The sequence below is a fragment of the Candidatus Methanocrinis alkalitolerans genome (genome assembly GCF_029167205.1).
In the GTDB taxonomy this organism is placed as follows: domain Archaea; phylum Halobacteriota; class Methanosarcinia; order Methanotrichales; family Methanotrichaceae; genus Methanocrinis; species Methanocrinis alkalitolerans.
Genome location: NZ_JARFPL010000016.1, coordinates 19899 through 40179, shown reverse-complemented (window position 1 = coordinate 40179; position 20281 = coordinate 19899). Strand labels below are relative to the sequence as shown.

Annotated in this window: 20 protein-coding genes; 15 read left to right on the top strand and 5 right to left on the bottom strand. The window is 61.1% G+C overall.

The features are described 5' to 3' along the window. Position 1 precedes the first annotated feature (1 nt). From P0O24_RS06615 to P0O24_RS06605, 3 genes are read left to right on the top strand one after another with little or no spacing between them, the layout of a single operon-like run. Positions 2 to 1009 (top strand): D-alanine--D-alanine ligase family protein, encoded by a 1008-nt coding sequence (locus P0O24_RS06615; protein WP_316968955.1) that lies wholly within the window; start codon positions 2 to 4, stop codon positions 1007 to 1009. Beyond that, the gene (locus P0O24_RS06610) at positions 1006 to 2574 is read left to right on the top strand and encodes a GNAT family N-acetyltransferase (RefSeq protein WP_316968954.1); all 1569 of its coding nucleotides are present in this window, start codon (positions 1006 to 1008) and stop codon (positions 2572 to 2574) included. Before P0O24_RS06615 ends, P0O24_RS06610 begins: the two co-directional genes overlap by 4 nt. Positions 2575 to 2584: 10 nt before the next feature. Continuing rightward, positions 2585 to 3097 carry an O-acetyl-ADP-ribose deacetylase gene (locus P0O24_RS06605; protein ID WP_394356731.1) on the top strand — a complete coding sequence of 171 codons (513 nt, stop codon included), beginning with the start codon at positions 2585 to 2587 and terminating at the stop codon, positions 3095 to 3097. 76 nt (positions 3098 to 3173) lie between these two features. On the opposite strand, the gene P0O24_RS06600 is transcribed toward P0O24_RS06605, so the two are convergent. Further along, the gene (locus tag P0O24_RS06600; protein WP_316968952.1) at positions 3174 to 3365 is read right to left on the bottom strand and encodes a DUF7557 family protein; all 192 of its coding nucleotides are present in this window, start codon (positions 3363 to 3365) and stop codon (positions 3174 to 3176) included. A gap of 199 nt (positions 3366 to 3564) precedes the next feature. Here P0O24_RS06600 and P0O24_RS06595 point away from each other — a divergent pair, with 199 nt between their 5' ends. Beyond that, complete coding sequence (locus P0O24_RS06595) at positions 3565 to 4266, top strand: DUF169 domain-containing protein (RefSeq protein WP_316968951.1); 702 nt, start codon at positions 3565 to 3567, stop codon at positions 4264 to 4266. A 55-nt stretch (positions 4267 to 4321) separates the two neighbouring features. Here P0O24_RS06595 and P0O24_RS06590 read toward each other — a convergent pair whose 3' ends face one another. Next, complete coding sequence (locus P0O24_RS06590; RefSeq protein WP_316968950.1) at positions 4322 to 4987, bottom strand: 2,5-diamino-6-(ribosylamino)-4(3H)-pyrimidinone 5'-phosphate reductase; 666 nt, start codon at positions 4985 to 4987, stop codon at positions 4322 to 4324. Between the two features lie 56 nt (positions 4988 to 5043). On the opposite strand from P0O24_RS06590, the gene P0O24_RS06585 reads away from it, so the two are divergent. From P0O24_RS06585 to P0O24_RS06565, 5 genes are all read left to right on the top strand, one after another. Then, positions 5044 to 6102 carry an amidohydrolase family protein gene (locus P0O24_RS06585; protein WP_316968949.1) on the top strand — a complete coding sequence of 353 codons (1059 nt, stop codon included), beginning with the start codon at positions 5044 to 5046 and terminating at the stop codon, positions 6100 to 6102. A gap of 10 nt (positions 6103 to 6112) precedes the next feature. Then, positions 6113 to 6550 (top strand): universal stress protein, encoded by a 438-nt coding sequence (locus tag P0O24_RS06580; RefSeq protein ID WP_316968948.1) that lies wholly within the window; start codon positions 6113 to 6115, stop codon positions 6548 to 6550. A 23-nt stretch (positions 6551 to 6573) separates the two neighbouring features. Next, positions 6574 to 7410: a CBS domain-containing protein gene (locus tag P0O24_RS06575; protein ID WP_394356730.1), complete on the top strand. Its 837-nt coding sequence runs from the start codon at positions 6574 to 6576 to the stop codon at positions 7408 to 7410. 186 nt (positions 7411 to 7596) lie between these two features. Next, a complete protein-coding gene (locus tag P0O24_RS06570) occupies positions 7597 to 10317 on the top strand; it encodes a cation-translocating P-type ATPase (protein WP_316968946.1) in 2721 nt (906 codons plus the stop codon). Between the two features lie 90 nt (positions 10318 to 10407). Then, on the top strand, positions 10408 to 11094 hold the full coding sequence (locus tag P0O24_RS06565; protein WP_316968945.1) for a hypothetical protein: 687 nt from the start codon (positions 10408 to 10410) through the stop codon (positions 11092 to 11094). Positions 11095 to 11263: 169 nt separating this feature from the next. Here P0O24_RS06565 and P0O24_RS06560 read toward each other — a convergent pair whose 3' ends face one another. The 3 genes from P0O24_RS06560 to P0O24_RS06550 form a co-directional block, all read right to left on the bottom strand. Beyond that, positions 11264 to 11554 carry a hypothetical protein gene (locus P0O24_RS06560; protein ID WP_316968944.1) on the bottom strand — a complete coding sequence of 97 codons (291 nt, stop codon included), beginning with the start codon at positions 11552 to 11554 and terminating at the stop codon, positions 11264 to 11266. A 71-nt stretch (positions 11555 to 11625) separates the two neighbouring features. Then, the gene (locus P0O24_RS06555) at positions 11626 to 12138 is read right to left on the bottom strand and encodes a nitroreductase family protein (RefSeq protein WP_316968943.1); all 513 of its coding nucleotides are present in this window, start codon (positions 12136 to 12138) and stop codon (positions 11626 to 11628) included. A gap of 165 nt (positions 12139 to 12303) precedes the next feature. After that, positions 12304 to 13641 (bottom strand): cache domain-containing protein, encoded by a 1338-nt coding sequence (locus tag P0O24_RS06550; protein ID WP_316968942.1) that lies wholly within the window; start codon positions 13639 to 13641, stop codon positions 12304 to 12306. A gap of 308 nt (positions 13642 to 13949) precedes the next feature. Between P0O24_RS06550 and P0O24_RS06545 the strand changes: the two genes are divergently transcribed. From P0O24_RS06545 to P0O24_RS06520, 6 genes are all read left to right on the top strand, one after another. Next, positions 13950 to 15263 carry an MFS transporter gene (locus P0O24_RS06545; protein ID WP_316968941.1) on the top strand — a complete coding sequence of 438 codons (1314 nt, stop codon included), beginning with the start codon at positions 13950 to 13952 and terminating at the stop codon, positions 15261 to 15263. A gap of 80 nt (positions 15264 to 15343) precedes the next feature. Further along, positions 15344 to 15898, top strand: a complete 555-nt coding sequence (locus P0O24_RS06540) for a class I SAM-dependent methyltransferase (protein WP_316968940.1) — start codon at positions 15344 to 15346, stop codon at positions 15896 to 15898. After that, entirely contained in the window at positions 15895 to 16173 is a 279-nt protein-coding gene (locus tag P0O24_RS06535; RefSeq protein ID WP_316968939.1) for a hypothetical protein, read from the top strand. Before P0O24_RS06540 ends, P0O24_RS06535 begins: the two co-directional genes overlap by 4 nt. A 54-nt stretch (positions 16174 to 16227) precedes the next feature. Further along, positions 16228 to 17769 (top strand): tetratricopeptide repeat protein, encoded by a 1542-nt coding sequence (locus P0O24_RS06530; protein ID WP_316968938.1) that lies wholly within the window; start codon positions 16228 to 16230, stop codon positions 17767 to 17769. A gap of 199 nt (positions 17770 to 17968) precedes the next feature. Beyond that, on the top strand, positions 17969 to 18970 hold the full coding sequence (locus tag P0O24_RS06525) for a pYEATS domain-containing protein (RefSeq protein WP_316968937.1): 1002 nt from the start codon (positions 17969 to 17971) through the stop codon (positions 18968 to 18970). Further along, entirely contained in the window at positions 18967 to 20163 is a 1197-nt protein-coding gene (locus P0O24_RS06520; protein WP_316968936.1) for a HEAT repeat domain-containing protein, read from the top strand. The genes P0O24_RS06525 and P0O24_RS06520 overlap by 4 nt, the downstream gene beginning before the upstream one ends. Positions 20164 to 20281 lie beyond the last annotated feature (118 nt).

Below are 20281 nucleotides of genomic sequence, written 5' to 3'. Positions count from 1 at the left end.
GATGAAGGTCGCCCTCACCTGCAACACCCTCCCCCCCGGCTACTCCCAGGAGTCGGGGGACGACACCTTCGCCGAGTTCGACGCCCCTTCGACGGTTCTGGCGATCAGGTCCGCCCTTCTCAGATACTGCGACTCCGTCGAGGTCGTCGAGGCGGACGAGGACGCCTATGAGAAGCTGAAGAAGGGAAATTTCGACCTCGCCTTCAATATCGCCGAGGGGATCCGAGGGGAGGCGAGGGAGGCCCAGATTCCGGCGATGCTGGAGATGCTGGGGATACCCTACTCCGGATCCGGGGTCACCACCCTCGCCATCACCCTGGACAAGAGGAGGACGAAGGAGGTCCTGGTGGCCAACGGCATAAGGACCCCGAGGTTCCAGCTTCTGACCCGAGGCGGGGACCTCTCCATAGACCTGAAATTTCCCCTCTTTTTGAAGCCCAACTGCGAGGGGTCTAGCCGGGGGATCACCGCCAGATCTCTGGTGAACTCGAAAGAGGAGCTGGAGGAGGTCGCCTCCGAGATGGTGGCAACGTACCGCCAGCCGGTTCTAGTCGAGGAGTACCTGACCGGAAGGGAGTTCACCGTGGGGCTTCTGGGAAACCCGCCGGAGGTCCTTCCCGTCGTCGAGGTCGGCTTCGAGGCGCTCCCCGAGGGCGCCCCCAAGTTCGACTGCTACGAGGTGAAGTGGATCTACGACTCCCTGGACGTCGGTTACGACACCACCGTCTGCCCGGCCCATCTGGACGACGACCTCCGTTCCCGGATCGAAGACGTGGCCAAGAGGACCTTTGAGGCCCTGGAGGTGAGGGACCTCTGCAGGCTCGACCTCCGCCTCGATGGCGACGGCGAACCGTCGGTCTTCGACGTCAACGCCCTCCCCGGCCTCATCCCCGACCCGGCCGAGAACTCTCGTTTCCCCAAGGCCGCCTACGCTGCCGGATACTCGTACGAAGAGCTTATAGGCAGGGTCTTCAATGCAGCCCTCAGACGCGAGGGAATTTCGAGATGAAGGCGGCGATCCTATACAACATCCCAGGCGAGGGGTCCAGAAGCGAGATCGAGATGGAGGCGGAGATCGAAGTCCTGGAGACGGTGGAGGAGGCGAAACGGAGCCTCGAAGCCGCGGGCCACGAAGCCGTCACCCTGCGGTGCAGCCTGGAGGCGCTCTTTTCCCTCAAGAACTTCGACCTGATATTCAACCTGGCCGAGGGCTTCGGCGACGACCTCCGGGCCGAGCCGAAGGTGGCGGGTTTCATCGAGCTTCTCGGCGTCCCCTACACCGGCTCCCCTCCCGGAGCCCTGGAGGTGGCGAGGGACAAGGGGCTCTCCAAGCTCGTCCTGGAGAGGGAGGGGATACCCACCCCCAGGTTCTCGATCTTTCGGACCTCCGACGACAAATTCAGCCTCGACTTTCCCGTGATCGTAAAGCCCGTCCTGGAGGATGCGTCCATCGGGATCACCGCCGACTCCATCGCGAAGGACGAGATGGATCTGAGGGTCAAGGTATCGAGAGTTATAGAGACCTACAGCCAGCCCGCCCTGGTCGAGGAGTACATCGAGGGCAGAGAGGTGAACGCCGCCCTCTTCATCGGACCCGACGGCTCCGAGGTTCTTCCGATCTCGGAGATCGTATTCAACCTTCCTGAGGGCGTGCCGAGGATCCTGGGCTTTGAGGCGAAGTGGCTGGAGGATAGCCCCTTCTTCCAGAAGACGGTCCCCATCTGCCCCGCCCCCCTGGATCCGGAGCTTAAAGATCGAATAGAGGCCCTGGCAAAGGGGGCCTGCTCCGCCCTGGGGATCGAGGGGTACGCTCGGGTCGACTTCCGAATCCGGGAGGAGGACGGCGAGCCCTTCGTCATCGAGGTGAACCCCAACCCCTGCATAAACCCTTCGGGGAGCGGCTTTGCCCGGGCCGCCGCCGCCGCCGGGATGGACTACCCAAAGCTCGTCGAGAGGATAGCGAGGTCCGCCCTGGACCGCTTCGGGAGGGGTCACCTCTGGTCGGAGGGAGAGGGGGATGAAGGAAAGGAGGGCGGGGAAGGCGATGGAGAGGGCTTCTCGGCGGGCGAAATATACTTCAGGCGGGTGAGGGCAGAAGACGCCCCCCTCCTCTTCGGTTGGTTTGAGGACCAGGATCTGACCCGTTACATGGAGCCCTCCTCTTCCCTGACCATAGACCAGCTCGAAGTGAGCATCCTCTGCTCTAAGGACGAGGACTTCATGATTTATTGGGGTGATGCAGCAATCGGTTTTGCCTCCCTCTATGAGAGAACCCCCTGCACCGGCGAAATCTCGTACCTGATCGGAGACCCCGAGTACAGGGGGAGGGGCCTGGGGAGAAAGATCGTGGAGGCGCTCCTGTACCACGGCTTTTTGCGCCTCGGGCTCAAATCGATCTTCGCCTCGGCCACCGTCGAGAACCAGTCCTCGGTAAGGGCCCTTGAAGGAGCGGGCTTTCGGAGGATCGGGACGAGGCGGGCCTGCTCTCGGCAGGGAGATCTCTGCCTCGACGACATCCTCTTCGACATCACGAGAGAAGAGCATCTGGGCAGGAGAAAGGCATCGGATAGATAGGATGAAAAAGATGAACGAGCGGATCGCTGTCGCCCTCGGCGACATCACAAAATTGGAGGTCGACGCCATCGTCAACGCCGCCAATCCCTCCCTTCTGGGCGGCGGGGGCGTCGACGGCGCGATACATGGGGCGGCGGGCCCGGGCCTTCTGGAGGAGTGCCGAACCCTCGGCGGCTGTCCTCCCGGCGAGGCGAGGATCACGAGAGGGTACCGCCTTCCCGCAAAATTTGTGATCCACACCGTGGGGCCGATCTGGCGGGGCGGAGGCCGGGGCGAGGAGGAGCTTCTGGCGAAGGCCTACCGGAGCTCTCTCTTGCTCGCCGAAGAGAACGGGATCGAGACGATCGCCTTTCCGGCCATCAGCGCCGGAGCCTACGGGTTTCCGATGGAGAGGGCATCAAGGATAGCCGTCGCCGAGATCAGGGATTTTCTGGAGAAGAACGGCACGATCGAGAAGGTGCTTTTGGTCTGCTTCAGCGAGAGGGCAAAAGGGTGCTATCGCGATGCTTTGGAGGAGAAGTGATGAGGTTCCAGCTTTTCAGGGCTTCTGCGGCATCTTCGAATATCTGGGCGGTCTTTGAAGAGATTGCTGTCTAGCATCAACCCCGCCCCAGCTCGGCCTCGATCTCTTCATCGCTCTTGAGCGTATCCTCGCTGAGGGGCTCATCGTCCGTTGCCATGGTGGCAAGCCGATCGACGACATCGTTGTAACTCTCCCGAGGGTGCCGCTTCAGCTCGTCTAACCGCGCCTTCGTCTCCCGGCGGATCACGATCGTCGTGGTCTCAGCCATATATCGGCCTATAGGGGGATATACCATATGAAAGCTACCGCCCTGTCGAGGCTGGCCCGGCTGAAGTATCCTTTTTATGACTGTTCTTTCCGGGGCAGCGCCGACCTGAAATACCCAAATCGATCGTGCTCTTGAGCGCAAGAGAGATGTAGGCCCGGAGCAAACCCGTCTCCAGGCATAAACTAGCGAGGTATTCTCCATGGAACTTGATGAGATGGCAAAGACCCTGGTCGAGACACTCCACCTGGAAACTAACCCTGTGGGCGTGAAGCTGATCAAAAAGGAAGAAGATATCCCCAAGAACACGAAGATGATCCCCGAGCCGCTGCGCTACTGCGAGATGGTCCAGGCGGCTAGGCTCCGGGGCGAGACGACCCTGGCGAAGGTCGATATGCACTCCTGCAAGGGAGGCGCTGCGGGATTAGGGCTGATGGAGTTTCCCGAGAACATCTCCTCCGGAAACCTCTACTTCTCAAAGCTGAACAAGGTGGTGACGAAGGAGGCGGGATCCAATATCGTCTCCTCCTTCCCGGCCCAGGAGCCGGGGAGGACCGTCGCCACCCTCGTCGGACCCCTGGAGAAGATGTTGGTGAAGCCGGACGTCGTCATCTTCGTCGGAAAGCCCTTCCAGGCGAGGAGGATAGTCCAGGCCGCCCTCTACCAGGAGGGAGGGAGGGTGAACTTCGACACCTCCGGGATCCAGTCCTTCTGCGTCGACGCCACCTCCTCCCCGATCCTGAAAGGGGACGTGAACGTCTCCCTCGGCTGCGACGGCGCCGCGAAGAACGCCGGATTGGAGGACGACTTCGTGGTGGTGGGGATCCCCTTCGACATGGCGGAGAAGATCGCACCGATTCTGGCAGAGAAGGGGAAGGTCTGGGACGACTGGATGAGATCTTGATGTTAGATCTTGATACGAGATCCTGATATGATGGCCTGAAGCTAGATCCTTATCTTCACCGGAGGACCCGCCACCGCAGAAGTACGCCGCCGTCCAGGAGGTCGGCGGATATGAGGGAGAGCTTTGGGTAATCGGCGGAGAAGCCGGGGCCGTCGACGAGGGTCGGCGCCCCCTCCCCACCGATGATCATCGGGCCGATGTAGACGGAGATCTCGTCGACGAGCCCCGCCTCGATGAGGGACCAGTTGAGGGTGGCCCCCCCCTCCACCATCAGCCTCTCGACCCCTTTTTTCTTCAAAATCGACAGAAGCTCCCCAAGGTCGACTTTTTCCTCGCCGGAGACGACGATCTCGCACTTCTCCCTTAAGAAGGCGAGCCGCTCCTCCGGCGCAGCTTCGGAGACGGCGAGGATGGACCCCTCCCCCAGCACCTCAGATCCGGGGGGGGTCCTCGCCCGGCTGTCGACGACGACCCGGAGGGGTTGGTTGGATTGGCCCCGGTCAGACCTCATCTTTTTGTGGTCCGCAGATTTTATCCTCAGCCCGGGATCGTCGGCGAGGACCGTCCCCACCCCCACCATGACGGCGTCACTGCCAGCCCGCAAGAGGCTCACCCGGTCCATATCCTCGGGCCCGGATATCCTCACCTGTTCGCGGTGAAACGAGCTGATCTTTCCGTCGGCGCTCATGGCGGCGTTGATGAAGACGAAGGGCCTTTCCATGATCTCCTCGTGGAGGGGTGGAAAGCTAAATATTTTACCTCTCCCATCTCAGCTCGATGGAAAAGGCGATAGATGAGATCCTCCTCTCCGGAACGATCCTCCTCGGCGAGGATTTTGAGCCCTTCGAGGGGTACCTCTCTCTCCGGAAGGGGGTCGTGGCGGAGGTCGGATCAGAGAAGATCGACTCGGATCTGGAGGGGATAATATGCCCGGCCCTTGTGAACGGCCACGTCCATCTCGGCGACTCCGTCCTCAAGGACCCGCCGTACCTCCCCCTTGAGGAGCTGGTGGGGCCGGGAGGGCTTAAGCACCGGATCCTTGAAAGGGCCTCCCGGAGAGATCAGGTGGAGGGGATGAAGAGGTCCCTATCTTATATGGCCAGATCTGGGACCTGCGCCTTCGCCGACTTCCGGGAGGGGGGGATCGAAGGCGTCGATATGCTCTTGGAGGCGATGGAGGGCTCCGGCATGATAGGAAGAATCTTTGGGAGGCCCGATCCCGGATCGGTCCGGGTCCATCAAAGGTGCTGGGGGGTGGGGATCAGCAGCACCAGAGATCATCCGAGATCCCTCGTCGAGGAGATGGTGGAGAAGGCGAGGTCAGAGGGAAAACGGGTCGCCCTCCACGCCGGGGAGGCGGGGAGAGGGGACATCGAGGACGCCCTCAGCCTATCGCCCGACCTCCTCGTCCACCTCACCCGCGCCGAAGAGCGGGACTTGAAGATGGTGGCGGAGGCGGGGGTTCCCGTCGTCGTCTGCCCCCGGTCTAACCTCGTCACCGGGGTGGGGCTTCCCGACGTCCGCCGGATGCTCCAGATGGGTATGGTCGTGGGCCTGGGGACCGACAACGTCATGCTCAACTCGCCAGACCTCTTCTCCGAGATGGAGTTTCTATCCAAGGCGCTGCTGCATAACGATAGACAGGTATTTATGATCTGCACTCTAAACGGTGCTCGGATCTTGGGCGCCGACGATGAAGCTGGCGCCATCAGCCCCGGGAAGAGATGCAGAATCATGGTCATCGATAGACGGTCGGATAAGATGTGGGGGGTGAGAGATCCCCTGGCGAGCGTCGTCAGGAGGGCCGCCCCCTCGGACGTTCTTGCGGTCTATTAGAGGTTTTTCCATGTTTGAGAGGATAATGATAGCAACCGACGGCTCGAAGCATAGCGAGCGGGCGGCAGAGGTGGGAATTGAGCTCGCCAGGCTTTCTGGAGGGGCCATCACCATAGTCTACGTCGCCGATACTGGAAGGCTGAGCCACCTGCCCGAGGATATGGCTCTTGCGAGCATCAGGGACCTTCTGATCAGAGAGGGGGAGGACGCCACCTCTTACATCGACGAGATGGCCAAGAGGGCAGCGGTCCCCTCAACCAAGATGGTCGTCGAGGGGAACCCCGGCGAGGAGCTTCTGAAGCTCTCCTCGGAGTCCGGGTTCGATGTGGTGGTGATGGGGAGCGTTGGGCGGACCGGCCTCGACAAGTTCCTTTTGGGGTCCGTCGCCGAGAAGGTCGTCCGTAACTCCAAGTTGCCGGTCCTGACAGTGCCGGGGGAGAAGGTTTGAACGGAATTCTGATCAAGGATGTGATGGTGGAGGACGTCGCCTTCGTCTCTATACCCGGCTCCAGGGACATGGTATTGAAGGCTCTCAAGGAGAGGCACGTCTCAGGGGTACCTGTGGTCAAGGGCGGCGAGCTGGTGGGGATGGTCACCAGGACCGACCTTCTTAGAAATCCCGAAGAGGACCAGACCGCCCTCCTGATGACCCGGGACCCGCTGGTGGTGAAGCCCGAAGACAGCGTCGTCGAGGCGGCGAAGCTCCTGGCAGAGAACGATATCAGGCGTCTTCCCGTGGTGGAGGACGCCACCCTATCGGGGATCGTCAGCGTCGCCGACATAATCCGGGTGATCGCAGACCTGGATATAAATAGGACGATCGAGAGGTACTTTGAGAAGACCGCCGTCGCCATCTGGGACGAGATGCCACTCCCGGTGGCGGGAGCCGTGATGGAGTACGCCGACGTCCAGGCATCCCCGGTGATAGACTCCGATCTGAACCTGGTGGGGATAGTCTCCGATAGAGATCTGATAAACGCGTCAGTCATCGAGGACTCCGTCGAGATGTCGGACATGTCTTCGGCGACGGACGAGGACGAGTGGACTTGGGAGAGCACCAGAGACACCCTCAACTTCTACTACGGCGTCTCCCGGATCGCGCTGCGCAAAATCCCCGTCAAGCAGGCGATGGTCCCCGCCGTCACCGCCATCAAGAGCAGCGAGGTCTCCGAGTGTGCGCGGGTTATGAAAAGAGAGAAGATCGACCAGCTCCCGGTGGTTTCGGCTCACCAGAAACTGGCGGGGATGCTGAAGGACTCCGACCTTCTCTGGGCGCTGATCGAGCACTCCCTGGAGTCCGAGATCTGACGGCCGGGACGACTCCCGAGAACGGTCGCCGTCCGTCTTTTGGACGATCCCCAAAGCATGATAAGAGGGGTCCGGGCAGCTCCCCTCTTCTTCCTCTTCTTCCATCTCCTCCCAAGCACCAGGGAGTCTGCGCCCTTTTTTTGGATAATTATTTAAACCTTTGAGAGATAACCTCAAGAAGATTTTATGAGCGACCAGAAGAGCCTCCGCTCTTTCCCCAGCGACGTGGTGCTGGCCCGCCTCAACAGCAGCCTCTCCGGCCTGGAGATCTCAGAGGCGAGAAGACGGCTGAAGGAGTTCGGACCCAACGAGCTTGAGAGGAGGCGGAGGAAGAACTACCTGAAGGAGTACCTCCGGCAGTACCTCGCTTTCTTTGCCATCCTCCTGGAGGTGGCGGCCGTCCTCTCCTTCGTGGCGGACCACCATTCTCCCGGCGAGGGGTATGACATCCTCTCCTTCGCCATCCTCGGAGCCGTCTTCATCAACGCCACCTTCGCCTTCTGGCAGGAGTACAGGGCGGACAAGACGGTGGAGGCGCTCCTAATGCTGGTACCATCGAAGGCGGTCGTCCGGAGGGGCGGCGAGGTCCAGGAGGTGGAGGCAAAAGAGCTAGTCCCCGGAGACATCTTGGTCGTCGAAGAGGGCGACAGGATAGGGGCCGACGGAGTCCTCCTGGAGGGAAACTCTCTCCGGGTCAACATGGCGGCTCTCACCGGCGAGGCGGAGCCGGCGCGGAGGGTCGCCGAGGCCGACGCCAGCGAGGAGATCCTGGACGCGAAGAACGTCCTCTTCGCCGGGACGACCGTAACCTCAGGTAACGGCCTCGCCGTCATCTTTGCCACCGGCGGGGAGACGGAGTTTGGAAAGATGGCCTCCCTCTCGAAAGATGTAGAGAAGAGGCCTACGCCGATGGAGCTTGAGATCATCTGGATCACCAGGATCCTGACCCTCGCCGCCCTCCTGGTGGGCGGCCTCTTCTTCGTCCTGGGGGTCCTATCCGGCCAGGGGTGGCCCATCGCCGCCATCTTCGCCCTCTCCCTCATAGTGGCCAACGTTCCTGAGGGGATGCTCCCCACCATAACCCTCTCTTTATCGATGGCCAGCCGGAACATGGCGCGGAGGAACGCCCTGATAAAGAACCTCGAATCAGCCCAGACCCTGGGGAGCGCCACGGTGATATGCACCGACAAGACCGGGACGATCACCCGAAACGAGATGACGGTGAAGGAGGTCCGCCTCGCCGGCGGCGAGGGGGCGAGGGTCTCCGGCGAGGGCTACTTCGAAGACGGCGAGTTCTCCTTCCAAGATGAGGCGCCGGGTTCTCTCGATCGGCTGAACTTCCTCCTTGAAGCGTCTGCCCTGAACTCCAGGGCGAAGATATGCGAGGGGTCGGTCTACGGCGACCCGACGGAGCTGGCCATCGTCGCCGCCGCCAGGAAGGCCGGAGTTTCTGGCGAGGGTTACGAAAAGGCCGGTGAGATTCCCTTCTCCAGCGACCGGAAGATGATGTCGACGGTCTGTGAGAAGGGGGGCAGGAGGATGATCTTCTCCAAGGGGGCACCGGAGGTCCTGATCCCGCTCTCCGACCGGCTCGTCGACGGAAGAGGGCGGGTCCGCCCCCTGGGGGAGGAGGAACGGAGGAGGATAGAGGCGGAGGCTCAGGAGCTGGAGCGGAAGGCCTACAGGCTCATTGCCGTCGCCTACAACGAGGGGGATGAGGAGAAGGACCTCATATTTCTGGGGCTATTGGGGATCATGGACCTTCCGAGAGAGGAGGTACGCGACGCCATAAAAAAGTGCCAGAGAGCCTCCATAAGGGTCATGATCCTCACCGGGGACAACCCCCTCACAGCCAAGGCGATCGCCGAGATGGTGGGGCTCGAGGTCGACGTCGTCCTTACGGGAGATGAGATCAGGAAGATCCCGGACGAGGATCTTGCGAAGATCCTCGCCGAAGATAACGTCCTCTTCGCCCGGATGAGGTCTGAGCAGAAGCTGCGGATCGCCTCCATCCTCCAGGAGAACGGGGAGGTGGTGGCGATGACCGGCGACGGCGTCAACGACGCTCCCGCCCTCAGGAAGGCGGACATCGGGATCTCCATGGGGATGAAGGGGACGGAGGTGGCCAAGGAGGCGGCGGACATGATCCTTCTGGATGACAACTTCGCATCCATCGTCGCCGCCGTAGAGGAGGGGAGGACCGTCTACTTCAACATAAAAAAGTTCGTAACCTACATACTCTCCTCGAACGTCCCGGAGATCGTCCCCTACATCCTCCATTTCTTCTTCAGAATCCCCCTCCCCCTCTCGGTGATCCAGATCCTATCTATAGACCTGGGGTCCGACATGCTCCCCGGCCTCGCCCTGGGCAACGAGGCGCCGGAGAAGGACATCATGGAACGCCCCCCCGTAGGAAAGGACGAGAAGATCCTCGACAGGGAGGTCTTCAAGCGGGGCTACTTCTTTTTGGGCCCCATCGAGGGGGCCGCCGCCATGACCGCCTTCCTCGGTTTCCTCTTTTTGAACGGCTGGAGCTACGGAGACCTCTCCATAACCAACACCGACTTTCATAAGCAGGCCATGACGATGACCCTCCTGGGGGCCGTCAGCTGCCAGCTCCTCAACGTCTGGACGCTCCGGTCCTGGGGGTCTTCCGCCTTCGAGAGGGGGCTCTTCAAAAACAGGCTTCTCATCGTCGCCATCCTCCTGGAGCTGCTCTGGATATACGCCCTCCTGAACGTCGGGGCGGTCCAGCTCGTCTTCAACACCTCTCACGTCCCCATCGATCATCTCTGGATCCTCATCCCCTTCCCGATCCTCCTCTTCGCGAGCCATGAGGCCTACAAGCGGAGGATCAGAAAGAGGGCTCAAAAGGAGATGGGTTCGGAAGGTCCCCGCCATCCTTGAAGAACCTATTTCAACTTAAGGGGCGTAGATCCTACTCCAGCCCACGCCTCTCTTGAGGCGGAAGCCGACAGATTTGTGGAGGTAACTCGATTGAGATCGAAGGGAATTGCCTATTCTGAGATCGTCCGACCCCTGGTGGCGATCGCGGTTCTGCTCATCGCCGCTTCCTTGCAGGCGATGGGAGAGGAGGCGACGATTTATGCATCGCCGAGCCTGGCGAACCCCGAGGACGAGATCGTAGTCTCATATTCGGGAGCACCAGGGTTTGAAAGTGACTGGATAGCCATCTTCAAGGTGGACGATCCGAACGAAGAGTACGGCGAGTGGTATTACCTCTACGGCGAGCCGAGAGGGAATCTGACCTTCACCGCCCCCGGCGAAGGGGGAGCCTACGAGTTACGGATGTTTGAGAACTGGGCCGGTGGGGGCGGCTATAACGATATCGCAAGAAGCAACCTCGTCACCGTCGAGATCGAAGCTTTAAACCTTACGAATATCACGGCGTCCCCTCTGCGGGTGGCCCCAGGCGGGGAGATATCCGTCGATTATTCGGGAGCGCCGGGGTTTGAGACCGACTGGATCGCCATCTACAAGGCAGGAGCGGCAAACGAAGAGTACGGCCAGTGGCATTACCTCCGCGGCGAGACGAGTGGTACCCTCACCTTCACCGCCCCGGGGGAGGCTGGGGAGTACGAGTTTCGGATGTTTGAGAACTGGGCGGGGGGCGGCGGGTTTAGCGAGATCGCAAGAAGCAACATGGTACAAGTAGCCACCTAAACCCCCTGAAGATGAGTTGGCGGAGTGGCGTGGGATCGGCGCGTCCCTGAACTCCTGGGGCTGATCCAGGAGGATGGGGGGGGCGGGGGGCGACGGTCCGCCGGGTGGCGGGCATAACCCCCACCCTCGCTCTCTCTGATGCGAGAACCTCCCGATACCGGGACGGATCTCACCATGCGCCCCCTCTCTCCGCCTGGGACTTGACGAGTCCGCCGTAGGCCTCTCCCGACTCCGTAAGGGCAATCTTCCCGCCGGCGAGATAGATGAGCCCCGCCAGCTCCAGCCGGTGGAGGTGGTAGTCGAGCATCTTCGGACCTACAGCCAAGCCGATCCCCTCGACCGAGAGGCACCCCTCTACCATCAGGATGATCATCCTCCTTCTGATGGGGTTTTCCAGGGCGTGATGGACGAGGGCCATCTCATCGGGGGAGTCGGGCTTCGCCTTTCTTCCGATTTTCATGGGTCTTGGATCGTCGGGTCTGAAGATCTCCCTTTCGGTGGGAGATGAAGGGAGATGATGATTACCGATCCTCAGGCCGATATGATCTTCTCCTGCTGCAGTTCCTCTGCCGGCACTGGCTCCCTCTCCTCATCGGGATATCCGAAGGCGATGATCGACTCGACCTTCAACCCCGCGGGAAGGCCGAGGACCGACCGGACGTACTCCTCGCTCGTCTGCGATCCGTCGTGCATCCGCAGCCTTATCTGGATCCAGCAGGAGCCGAGGCCTAGGCTCTGGCCCGCAAGCTGCAGGATTATCGATGCTATCGAGCAGTCCTCTATCCAGACGTCCGACTCGTCATCATAGGCGCAGACGACGACCCCCAGGCGCGCTCCTGCGAGAAATGAAGAGCCCGAGGGCTTCGCCTTCGAGAGCGCCGCGAGCTTTTCCCGATCTTCGACGAAGACGAACCTCCAGGGCCTGAAGTTTCTGGAGGTCGGCGACCGGAGAGCCGCCTCCTTGAGTAGCTCCACGATCCCGGGGTCGATATCCTCGTCCCTGTACCTTCTGATGCTTCTTCTCTTGCGCAGCAGTTCGATCATGAGATTCTTCCTCCCGGCCCTTCAATGGGCCGATGTTTTTCGGGCGGTAACCGGTATCTTCGACCGGAGATAAACCGGTTGCGATCTTCCAGGAGAAAGATAAACGCGCTTTGATCCTCTATGAAAAAAGATGGCCGGGTCAGCCCCGGCAGCGGCCGCTTTTCCCTACTGCTCGTATATCCCGGCACCGAGCCACCAGGTCTCGTCGACCTTCATGACGTAGCTAACCTTATCTTCGGTCTCGCTGGTGGCGGGGTTTCTCCACCGGTATTCGTAGAAACCGCCGTCTTTGAGGGCGATGGAGCGCATATCCCGGTTGATGAAGGCGCCTTCCTCGTCTTGGACGTCAAGGCGGTAGGTCCCCACCTCCGAGGGGAGGTAGGGGAGGACGAGGGCGGTGCCGTTGAAGTCCTGGGCGAAGATGTAGACGTCTCCCCGGACCCAGGGACCTTCGGTATCCATGAAATCGGCCGCGGCCCTCTCCCTTCCTGCCACCAGGGCGTGGCTCGCCGCCTCCCGGACGAAGCCCTGGAGCTCTATCCTATTTGCCGGCTTCTTTTCTGAGAGGTTATCATCTTTGGAGCGCGAGCTGTAGATACCAGCCCCCAAAAACCAGGTCTCGTCGACCTTGGCGACGCGGCTGAGCTTCAGCTCCTCAGCCATCTCATTTTCGGGGTTTGGATAGATATAGTACGACTCCCCTTCGCCTCCCCTGGCCAGGGATATGAAATCCCGGACGAAGGCGACGCCGTTGGCGTCTTCGATATCGATCCGATCATCGCCGACGATATCGGGCTGGAAGGGTAGGGCGAGGGCGGTGCCGTTGAAGTCGTAGGCGAAGATGTAGAGGCCACCCCGGACGAACTCCCCGGCAGGATCGTTGAAGGCCGCAAGAGCCTTCTGCCTGCCGTTCTCGATGGAATAGTTCACCGCCTCATCGACGAAGTTTCTCAGAGATTCCCGATCCTGAAGGCTGAACCGGGGAGGCTCGGCTGAGATGTAGATCCCGGAGCCTATCCAGAGGTCGTCGTCGACCTTTACGACGCCGACGAGCTTCAGCTCATCGACGTTATCGGCGGCGGGGTTGGGGTAGACGTTGTAGATGAGGCCTCCGCCCCGCCCTGCCACTTCCATCAGGTTCTTGATCATGGGAACGCCATTGGGGTCGACGAGGTCGAGGTTGTTTCTGCCCACCAGCTCCGGAAGATAGGGGTGGGCGAGGAGCGTCCCGTTGAAGTCGTAGGCGAAGATGTAGAGCTCGCCCCTGACAAACTCGCCATGGGGGTCGCTGATGGCCTTCAGCCCTTCGATCTTGCCGTTCTCCAGAAGGCGATCTCTCGCCTCGTCCAGGATGGATGCCATCTCCTCGCCGGAAGTCCGGCCTTCCATCGCCGCCAGATTGGGGCCTGGAGGCTCATCGGGGACGACAGATGCCCCAGGGCTGGCGACAAGGCCGAAGGCCAGGAGGAGCGAAAAGGTGATCCGTATGTATGTCATTGACATAATCCTATCCTCGCCATGTTAATCCGTTATATCGATTTTGCTGCCTTCAGAGGAACGATATTATAGGAACGATATGTATTACGGCCACAATTAGAGTTGAGGGATCAAATAACATTTAAAGCTAATTATATAATACGATTTATGAAAAACTTTTCCGAGAGGATTCATCTGCAGATCAGCCCATGGTGATATATAGCCGTCCCGACCTTCCGAGAGCTGGCCGACGAAGGGCAAGATTCGATTCGTCCCGTCTCATGTAGAGGAGGGTTTCTACAACGCCGTTAGAGAAGAGCGATGTTGACAGGGTGATGAGCCGTCGGTGGGCGGTCTTCGGCATCCTCGCCTCTGCCTACTTCTTCGTCTACTTCCACCGGGTCTCCACCGCAGCGGTGGCGACGGACCTGGAGGCGACCTTCGCCGTATCGGCCGCCTCCATCGCCCTCCTCAGCTCCGCCTACTTCTACGCCTACACCGTCATGCAGCTTCCAGCGGGGCTATTGACCGACAGCTGGGGGCCCAGGAAGACCGTCAGCGCCTTCACCCTCCTGGCCGCGGCCGGAGCGATCCTCACGGGGATCGCCTCTTCCTTCGAGCTGGTGGTCGTCGGACGGGTGATGATCGGACTGGGGGTCGCGATGGTCTACATCCCCACCATGAAGATCATCTCGACCTGGTACAGGACCAACGAGTTCGCCACCCTCTCGGGGATCCTCCTGGCGGTGGGAAACCTGGGCGCCCTCGGCGCCGCAGGACCCCTCGCCTTCTTCTCTGCAGCCCTGGGCTGGCAGCAGGTCTTTCTCATCCTGGGGGCGATCACCCTCGCCATCGCCGTCGGCGCCTGGGCGATTGCCCGGGACCGGCCCCAGGATGTGGGACTTCCCGCCATATCCGAGATCGAGGCGTACGAGGGCGGCGGATCGGAGCTCGACGACGGAGGGCCGGAGAGGATCCCCATGGGGGCGGCGCTGAAGATGACCTTCGGGTCTGGGAGGAAGTTCTGGCCCATGGCGGTCTGGTTCTTCTTCATGTACGGGAGCGTCATGGTCTATCAGGGGCTCTGGGCAGGACCGTTCTATAGCGACGTCCTGGGGTGGGTGAAGACGACCTACGGCATAGTCCTCACCTTCATCGGGATCGGGATGATCTTCGGCTGCACCACCGCCGGCTACATCTCCGACAAGGTCCTGGGGTCTCGAAAGAAGGTCCTCGTGGCGGGGTCCGTCGCCTATACCGTAATCTGGGCTGTTATATGGTCCACCGCAGGATCGATATCAAGCCCCCAGGCCTACATGGCCATAAACTTCTTCTTCGGCTTCTTCGGCGGGTTCTTCGTCGTCAGCTACGCCCAGATCAAGGAGCTCTTCCCCATGGCGATCGTCGGGACGGTGACGGCAGCCCTCAACATATTCCCCTTCGCCGGAGGGGCGGTCCTCCAGCAGGTCTCAGGGCTGATCCTCACCTCGAGGTCTCCGGAGGCCTACCAGAGCGTATGGCTCCTGATGCTCGTATGCATGATAGTCGCCACCGTCGCCGTATCCCTCTCAAGGGAGAGCGAAGAGGCGAGGGAGAGAGCCAACCAGATCCGGGGCGGGGGGTCGCTGCGGCGGTGGTTATTCGGATGATCCTCCGGCCCTTGCGGATCCGCGAATCGCATAGCTCTATAGACTCCTAGCGCCATCTCGTCGACGGGAGTGAGATTTACATGGCCGAATTATCCCGCATCTGTCCGTGGTGGCTGGCGCCGACTCTGGATAATCCTATTCGAAGGCTCGTCCACAACCCGGAGAAGATCCTCGGGCGGCTCATAGAAGAGGGAGATACCGTCCTGGATCTCGGGTGCGGCTCGGGGACCTTCACCATCGCCATGGCGAAGATGGTGGGCGAAGACGGGCGGGTCATTGCCGTGGATCTGCAGGACCGAATGCTGGATCTCCTGAGGAATAAGGCGGCGAAGGAGGGGCTATCGTCCCGAATAACCACCCACCAGAGCAAGCCGGATAGGATCGGCGTCTGCGACGAGGTCGATTTCGCCCTCGCCTTCTACATGGTCCACGAGGTCGCCGATCAAGGGCGATTCTTCGAGGAGGTCGCCTCCCTTCTGAAGGAGGATGCCTGCCTCCTGATCTCCGAGCCGAAGTTTCACGTCTCAGAATCCTCTTTCAGACGGATGAAGGAGGCGGCAGAGGGGGCGGGGCTTGCGCCGACCGACGAGCCGAAGATCAGGTTCAGCCGCAGCGTCCTCCTCCGACGGGGATGAGCAGTTCTCGTAATCTATTGCATCTGCAGGCCCCTTCCAGCCGATGTAACGACGAGGCTATCCGGGGGACCCTCTTCCGGACGGGGGATGAGCTCCAGGCCCATGTCGACGGACTCAAGAGACTCCAGGCCCGGACGGCGGAGGAGCTGGAGGCGCTCCTGGATGACTGGCATAAGGTGCAGGCGGATGGACCAGGAGACCAGAATACTTCGGATGCTTTCGGCCCCGGGGCAGGTCTTCCCGGCAGGAGGGGAAGGGCACCGGTACATTTTTAGAGGGTTGCGACTATCGGTTACCATGAGGGGGTTATTACGAATAGAGAGATCATTTTGGGACCGGGGATCTCGGCGGTGATGGCAGTGGTGGCGGTGACGGGCGCGGCACTGCTGCTGGCGGCCCTTCTCGCCACCTCTGCCTCCGCCGCGGCCTCCGCCGCAACAGCCGACGGGGCGGCGGACCTCATCTTGGACCTGAAGTACGGCCAGGCCGACCTCCGGGAGAAGGCAGCTCGATCCCTGGGCGCGGTCGCCGACCCTGAAGCCGTCGATCCCCTCATCACAGCAATAAACGACGACGCGGCAAAGGTCCGATCTTCCGCCATCTGGGCCCTGGGAGAGATCGGCGACCCCGGAGCCGTCGACCCCATCATCGCCGCTCTCAGGGACGCAGATGGGGACGTCCGGGGCGAAGCCGCAGAGGCCCTCGGCAAGATCGGCGACCATCGGGCCGTCGCTCCCCTCATCGATGCCGTAAAAGACGCCGAGCCGTCGGTCCGACTCAAAGCCGTCATATCCCTCGGGACCATAGGCGACCCGGCAGCCCTCGAGCCCCTCGCCTACCTCGCCCTCAGAGATGGGGACGCCGGGGTTAGGGGGGGCGCCGTCGACGCCCTCGGCAAGATCGGCGATCCCGGTTCTGTCGATCCCCTCATAAGAGCTTTGAGGGACTCCGACCCCGAGGTTGGAGGGAAGGCAGGCAAGGCCCTCGTCAAGATCGGCGAACCCGCGGCTTATTCCCTCATGGAGGCTCTGAAGGACGACGATCCCATCGTCCGGGCGAGGGCAGCCGCTGCTCTCGCTGAGATCGGCGACCTGGGGGCGGCGGGACCCCTCATAGAGGCCCACCTCTTGGAGGAGACGATCGCCCTCGACCCGGAGTCGGCCCTCGTCTGGGTCGGCAGGGGGCTTGCCCTCTACGATCAGGGGAGGTGCGAAGAGGCGATCCGGGCTTACGAGATCGCCATCACCCTCAACCCCCTCGACCCCTACCCCTGGAACAACAGGGGCGTCGCCCTCAGGGACATGGGCAGGTACATCGAGGCGATCGAGGCGTATGATGCGGCCATAAACCTCGATCCCGCTTACGCCCACGCCTGGTACAACAAGGGGATCGCCCTGGGAGAGCTGGGGCGCCACCATGAGGCGGTTATCGCCTACGAGGAGGCGATCCGCCTCGACCCCGAAGACGCCAGCGCATGGAACAACAAGGGCGTGATCCTCTACCTCATGGGCAGATATGAGGAGGCGGTCGCGGCCTACGAAGAAGCGGTCCGCCTCGACCCGGGATACACCCAGGGCTGGAACAACAAAGGCGTCGCCCTCTACGATCTCGGAAAGGAGGAAGAGGCGATAGAGGCGTACGATCTCGCCATAGGCCTCGATCCAGAATACGCCCACCCCTGGAACAACAAGGCTCTGGCCCTCAAGAGCCTGAAAAAGTATGACGAAGCCCTCCTCGCTTATGACGAAGTGATAGGCCTCGACCCAGAAGATCCCGAGGCCTGGTGGAACAGAGCCGCCGTCCTCCATGCCCTGGGAAGAGACGCCGAGGCCGAGGCGGCGTCCGCCAGGGCGGAGGAGCTGGAGGCATAGAGAATACAGGGCGCCGGCTTCCCCATCAGAAGATTTCTGAGGCTGAGCTTGAGCATGGGCGCATGAGATTATGGACCCTCCAGGGGCATGCCCATGGGAAACCCGCTATTGGTGATGGGATTCAATCTGGGATCTATCCTTTCGGCGCGGGTCCGATCTGAATGAAAAGTTTTTATCCAGCTATATTCAATTGTATCTTATGATTAATGCATCCATCATCAAGGTGACGGTCCTGATATGGGCTGTAATTTTGCTCTGCCCCCCGTCTTTTGCCCAAAGTGGAGGCTGGGAGGGATCAGCAGATTGGGGACCCGCTTCTGGAGAGATGGAAACGACATCCTCTGGCTGGATCCAGCCGCCGCCTGCTGAGACCTCCGATGCCTCTGAAGCCTACTTCCCCAGCAGCATCGCGGAGAGCTCAGGAGCCCTGATCGAGGAGGGGACGTCTCTACAATATAGCCGGGCATCATCTCCAACAGCTTCTGCGGGCGCTTTCGCGCTCATTCCTGGAGGGAGCCAGAACCTCTTCTGGATCGTCTCCAGCGATGGGACGCGGTACTGGCGGAGCGTAAACATACCCCTCTACCGTTACGCGAGGCTCCTCCTTATCCCCGCCAGCTCGGGGCCGCTGATCCTGGAGGAACGCTATCCCACAGGCCAAGTTCGGACCTACAACTTCGGAAACGTCTGGGCTGGCAATCAATACAGAATCTGGTTTTATGCCGACTCTCCGGGGACTTACCAGGCCAGGTACCAGATAGGAAACGGTCCCTACAGCGATATCCTGACGTTCCACGTAGGAGGGACGACCCCCGTTCTTCCACCGACCCAGCCCGGCGTCAGGCCCAACATCCAGATCATAACCCAGGCGGTGGACCCGGCGACGAACAGGGTCTACTACTCCACCAACCTACAGGGAAGACAGATCTTCAGGATCAAGGTCCTGGTGACGGGCCCCGACCTCTACAGGATCAGGTCCGTCCACTACCAGCTCCACCCGACCTTCAGCCCGTCGGAGCAAACCAGCAGAAACCCGTATAACAACTTCGAGCTGGAGCTGTGGACCTGGGGGGCGTTCAACATGCCCATCACCGTGACGACGACAGACGGGAGAACTTACAGATACGACTACTACTTCACCTTCGGCGAGCAGTTGAGGGACGCCCAGAGGAGGGGGGTGCCGTTTGTGAGGGTCCGGTGAACCTCTTCACCGGAGTTATCTCCACCCCCCCACCCTTCATTTCAGGAAGGGCGAGGGGACGGTCCGATCCTCACTCCCATGATGAACGTGATCCAGCCCCCCACCCTTCATTTCAGGAAGGGCGAGGGGACGGGGGGTCGGAGGAGGACGGAGATAGGGGCCTCTCGGGGTTTCCTTCAGGATCGATAGATCTTTCTTTGATGATGACCGCCACCATCTCCAGGAGAGTGGAGAATATTCGAATAAACCAGGTTCTGTCCTTACTCGCTCTGGCGGCCCTGGCTTCGCCGGGGGCCGCCGACAGGGTGGACGAACTCATCGGAGATCTCGATGACGGGGACTGGCAGATCCGGGCGGAGGCGGCCATGGCCCTCGGAGAGATCGGCGACGAGAGGGCGGTAGATCCCCTCGTCGAAGCCCTCAAAGACGATGTCCGCGAGGTGAGGCTGAACGCCGCCTGGGCCCTCGGGGAGACCGGGGATGAGAGGGCGATCGATCCCCTCGTCGTCGCCCTAAACGATCAGGTCAGGGAGGTCCGGTGTGTCGTCGCGATCGCCCTCGGCAAGATCGGGGATGAGAGGGCCATAGGTCCCCTCAAAGAGGCCCTCCTGGAGGAGGACGAGGTCGCCTCGATCGTATCCGGCGAAGCACTAGGGGATCGGGGATATGGAAGGGCCGTCTCCCCGGAAACGGTCCCTCAAAAGCCCGAAGGGTCCGTCGGCTGCCCCTGCATCCCCGATCTCTGCGATCATTGTGTCGTACAGCTCTGCTTTGCCAGCTCTCTTGTGAAACTGGGAAGAGACGAATATCTGGACCGGTTGACCCTGGCCCTTAGGGGAGAGGACAGGTATCTTCGCAAGGAGGCGATGGGCGCTCTCGTAAGGATCGGCGGTCCGGGGGCCGTCGATCTCCTCATCGAGGCTCTGAAGGATGAGGAGCCGAGGGTCAGATCGGAGGCAGCGAGGTCTCTCGGGGAGATTCGTGATCCCAGGGCCGTCGATCCCCTCATCGAGGCTCTGAAGGATGAAGACCCATGGGTCCGGTGGGAGGCCGCAAGAGCTCTCGGCGAGATCGGTGACAGAAGGGCCCTCGATCCCCTGGCCCATCTGGCATCAGAGGACGGGGAGAGGGGAGTTCGAGAGGCGGCGGGAAGGGCGCTGGAGAGGATCGGGTTCGGGGAGATGGAGATATGAGACTCTCTCGGATCTCTGCGATCGAGATATACGCCACCTTTACAGGATCTCGGCCTATCCAATATTTGCCGAGGATTTGCCGAGGCTTTCTGAGATGGAAAACCGAAAGATTCCAGGA

What these genes read in the sequence shown, in the direction of transcription:
- P0O24_RS06615 (WP_316968955.1), top strand. Translation starts at nt 2, where the DNA reads ATGAAGGTCGCCCTCACCTGCAACACCCTCCCCCCCGGCTACTCCCAG.
- P0O24_RS06610 (WP_316968954.1), top strand. Translation starts at nt 1,006, where the DNA reads ATGAAGGCGGCGATCCTATACAACATCCCAGGCGAGGGGTCCAGAAGC.
- P0O24_RS06605 (WP_394356731.1), top strand. Translation starts at nt 2,585, where the DNA reads ATGAACGAGCGGATCGCTGTCGCCCTCGGCGACATCACAAAATTGGAG.
- P0O24_RS06600 (WP_316968952.1), bottom strand. Translation starts at nt 3,365, where the DNA reads ATGGCTGAGACCACGACGATCGTGATCCGCCGGGAGACGAAGGCGCGG.
- P0O24_RS06595 (WP_316968951.1), top strand. Translation starts at nt 3,565, where the DNA reads ATGGAACTTGATGAGATGGCAAAGACCCTGGTCGAGACACTCCACCTG.
- P0O24_RS06590 (WP_316968950.1), bottom strand. Translation starts at nt 4,987, where the DNA reads ATGGAAAGGCCCTTCGTCTTCATCAACGCCGCCATGAGCGCCGACGGA.
- P0O24_RS06585 (WP_316968949.1), top strand. Translation starts at nt 5,044, where the DNA reads ATGGAAAAGGCGATAGATGAGATCCTCCTCTCCGGAACGATCCTCCTC.
- P0O24_RS06580 (WP_316968948.1), top strand. Translation starts at nt 6,113, where the DNA reads ATGTTTGAGAGGATAATGATAGCAACCGACGGCTCGAAGCATAGCGAG.
- P0O24_RS06575 (WP_394356730.1), top strand. Translation starts at nt 6,574, where the DNA reads ATGGTGGAGGACGTCGCCTTCGTCTCTATACCCGGCTCCAGGGACATG.
- P0O24_RS06570 (WP_316968946.1), top strand. Translation starts at nt 7,597, where the DNA reads ATGAGCGACCAGAAGAGCCTCCGCTCTTTCCCCAGCGACGTGGTGCTG.
- P0O24_RS06560 (WP_316968944.1), bottom strand. Translation starts at nt 11,554, where the DNA reads ATGAAAATCGGAAGAAAGGCGAAGCCCGACTCCCCCGATGAGATGGCC.
- P0O24_RS06555 (WP_316968943.1), bottom strand. Translation starts at nt 12,138, where the DNA reads ATGATCGAACTGCTGCGCAAGAGAAGAAGCATCAGAAGGTACAGGGAC.
- P0O24_RS06550 (WP_316968942.1), bottom strand. Translation starts at nt 13,641, where the DNA reads ATGTCAATGACATACATACGGATCACCTTTTCGCTCCTCCTGGCCTTC.
- P0O24_RS06545 (WP_316968941.1), top strand. Translation starts at nt 13,950, where the DNA reads ATGAGCCGTCGGTGGGCGGTCTTCGGCATCCTCGCCTCTGCCTACTTC.
- P0O24_RS06540 (WP_316968940.1), top strand. Translation starts at nt 15,344, where the DNA reads ATGGCCGAATTATCCCGCATCTGTCCGTGGTGGCTGGCGCCGACTCTG.
- P0O24_RS06535 (WP_316968939.1), top strand. Translation starts at nt 15,895, where the DNA reads ATGAGCAGTTCTCGTAATCTATTGCATCTGCAGGCCCCTTCCAGCCGA.
- P0O24_RS06525 (WP_316968937.1), top strand. Translation starts at nt 17,969, where the DNA reads ATGATTAATGCATCCATCATCAAGGTGACGGTCCTGATATGGGCTGTA.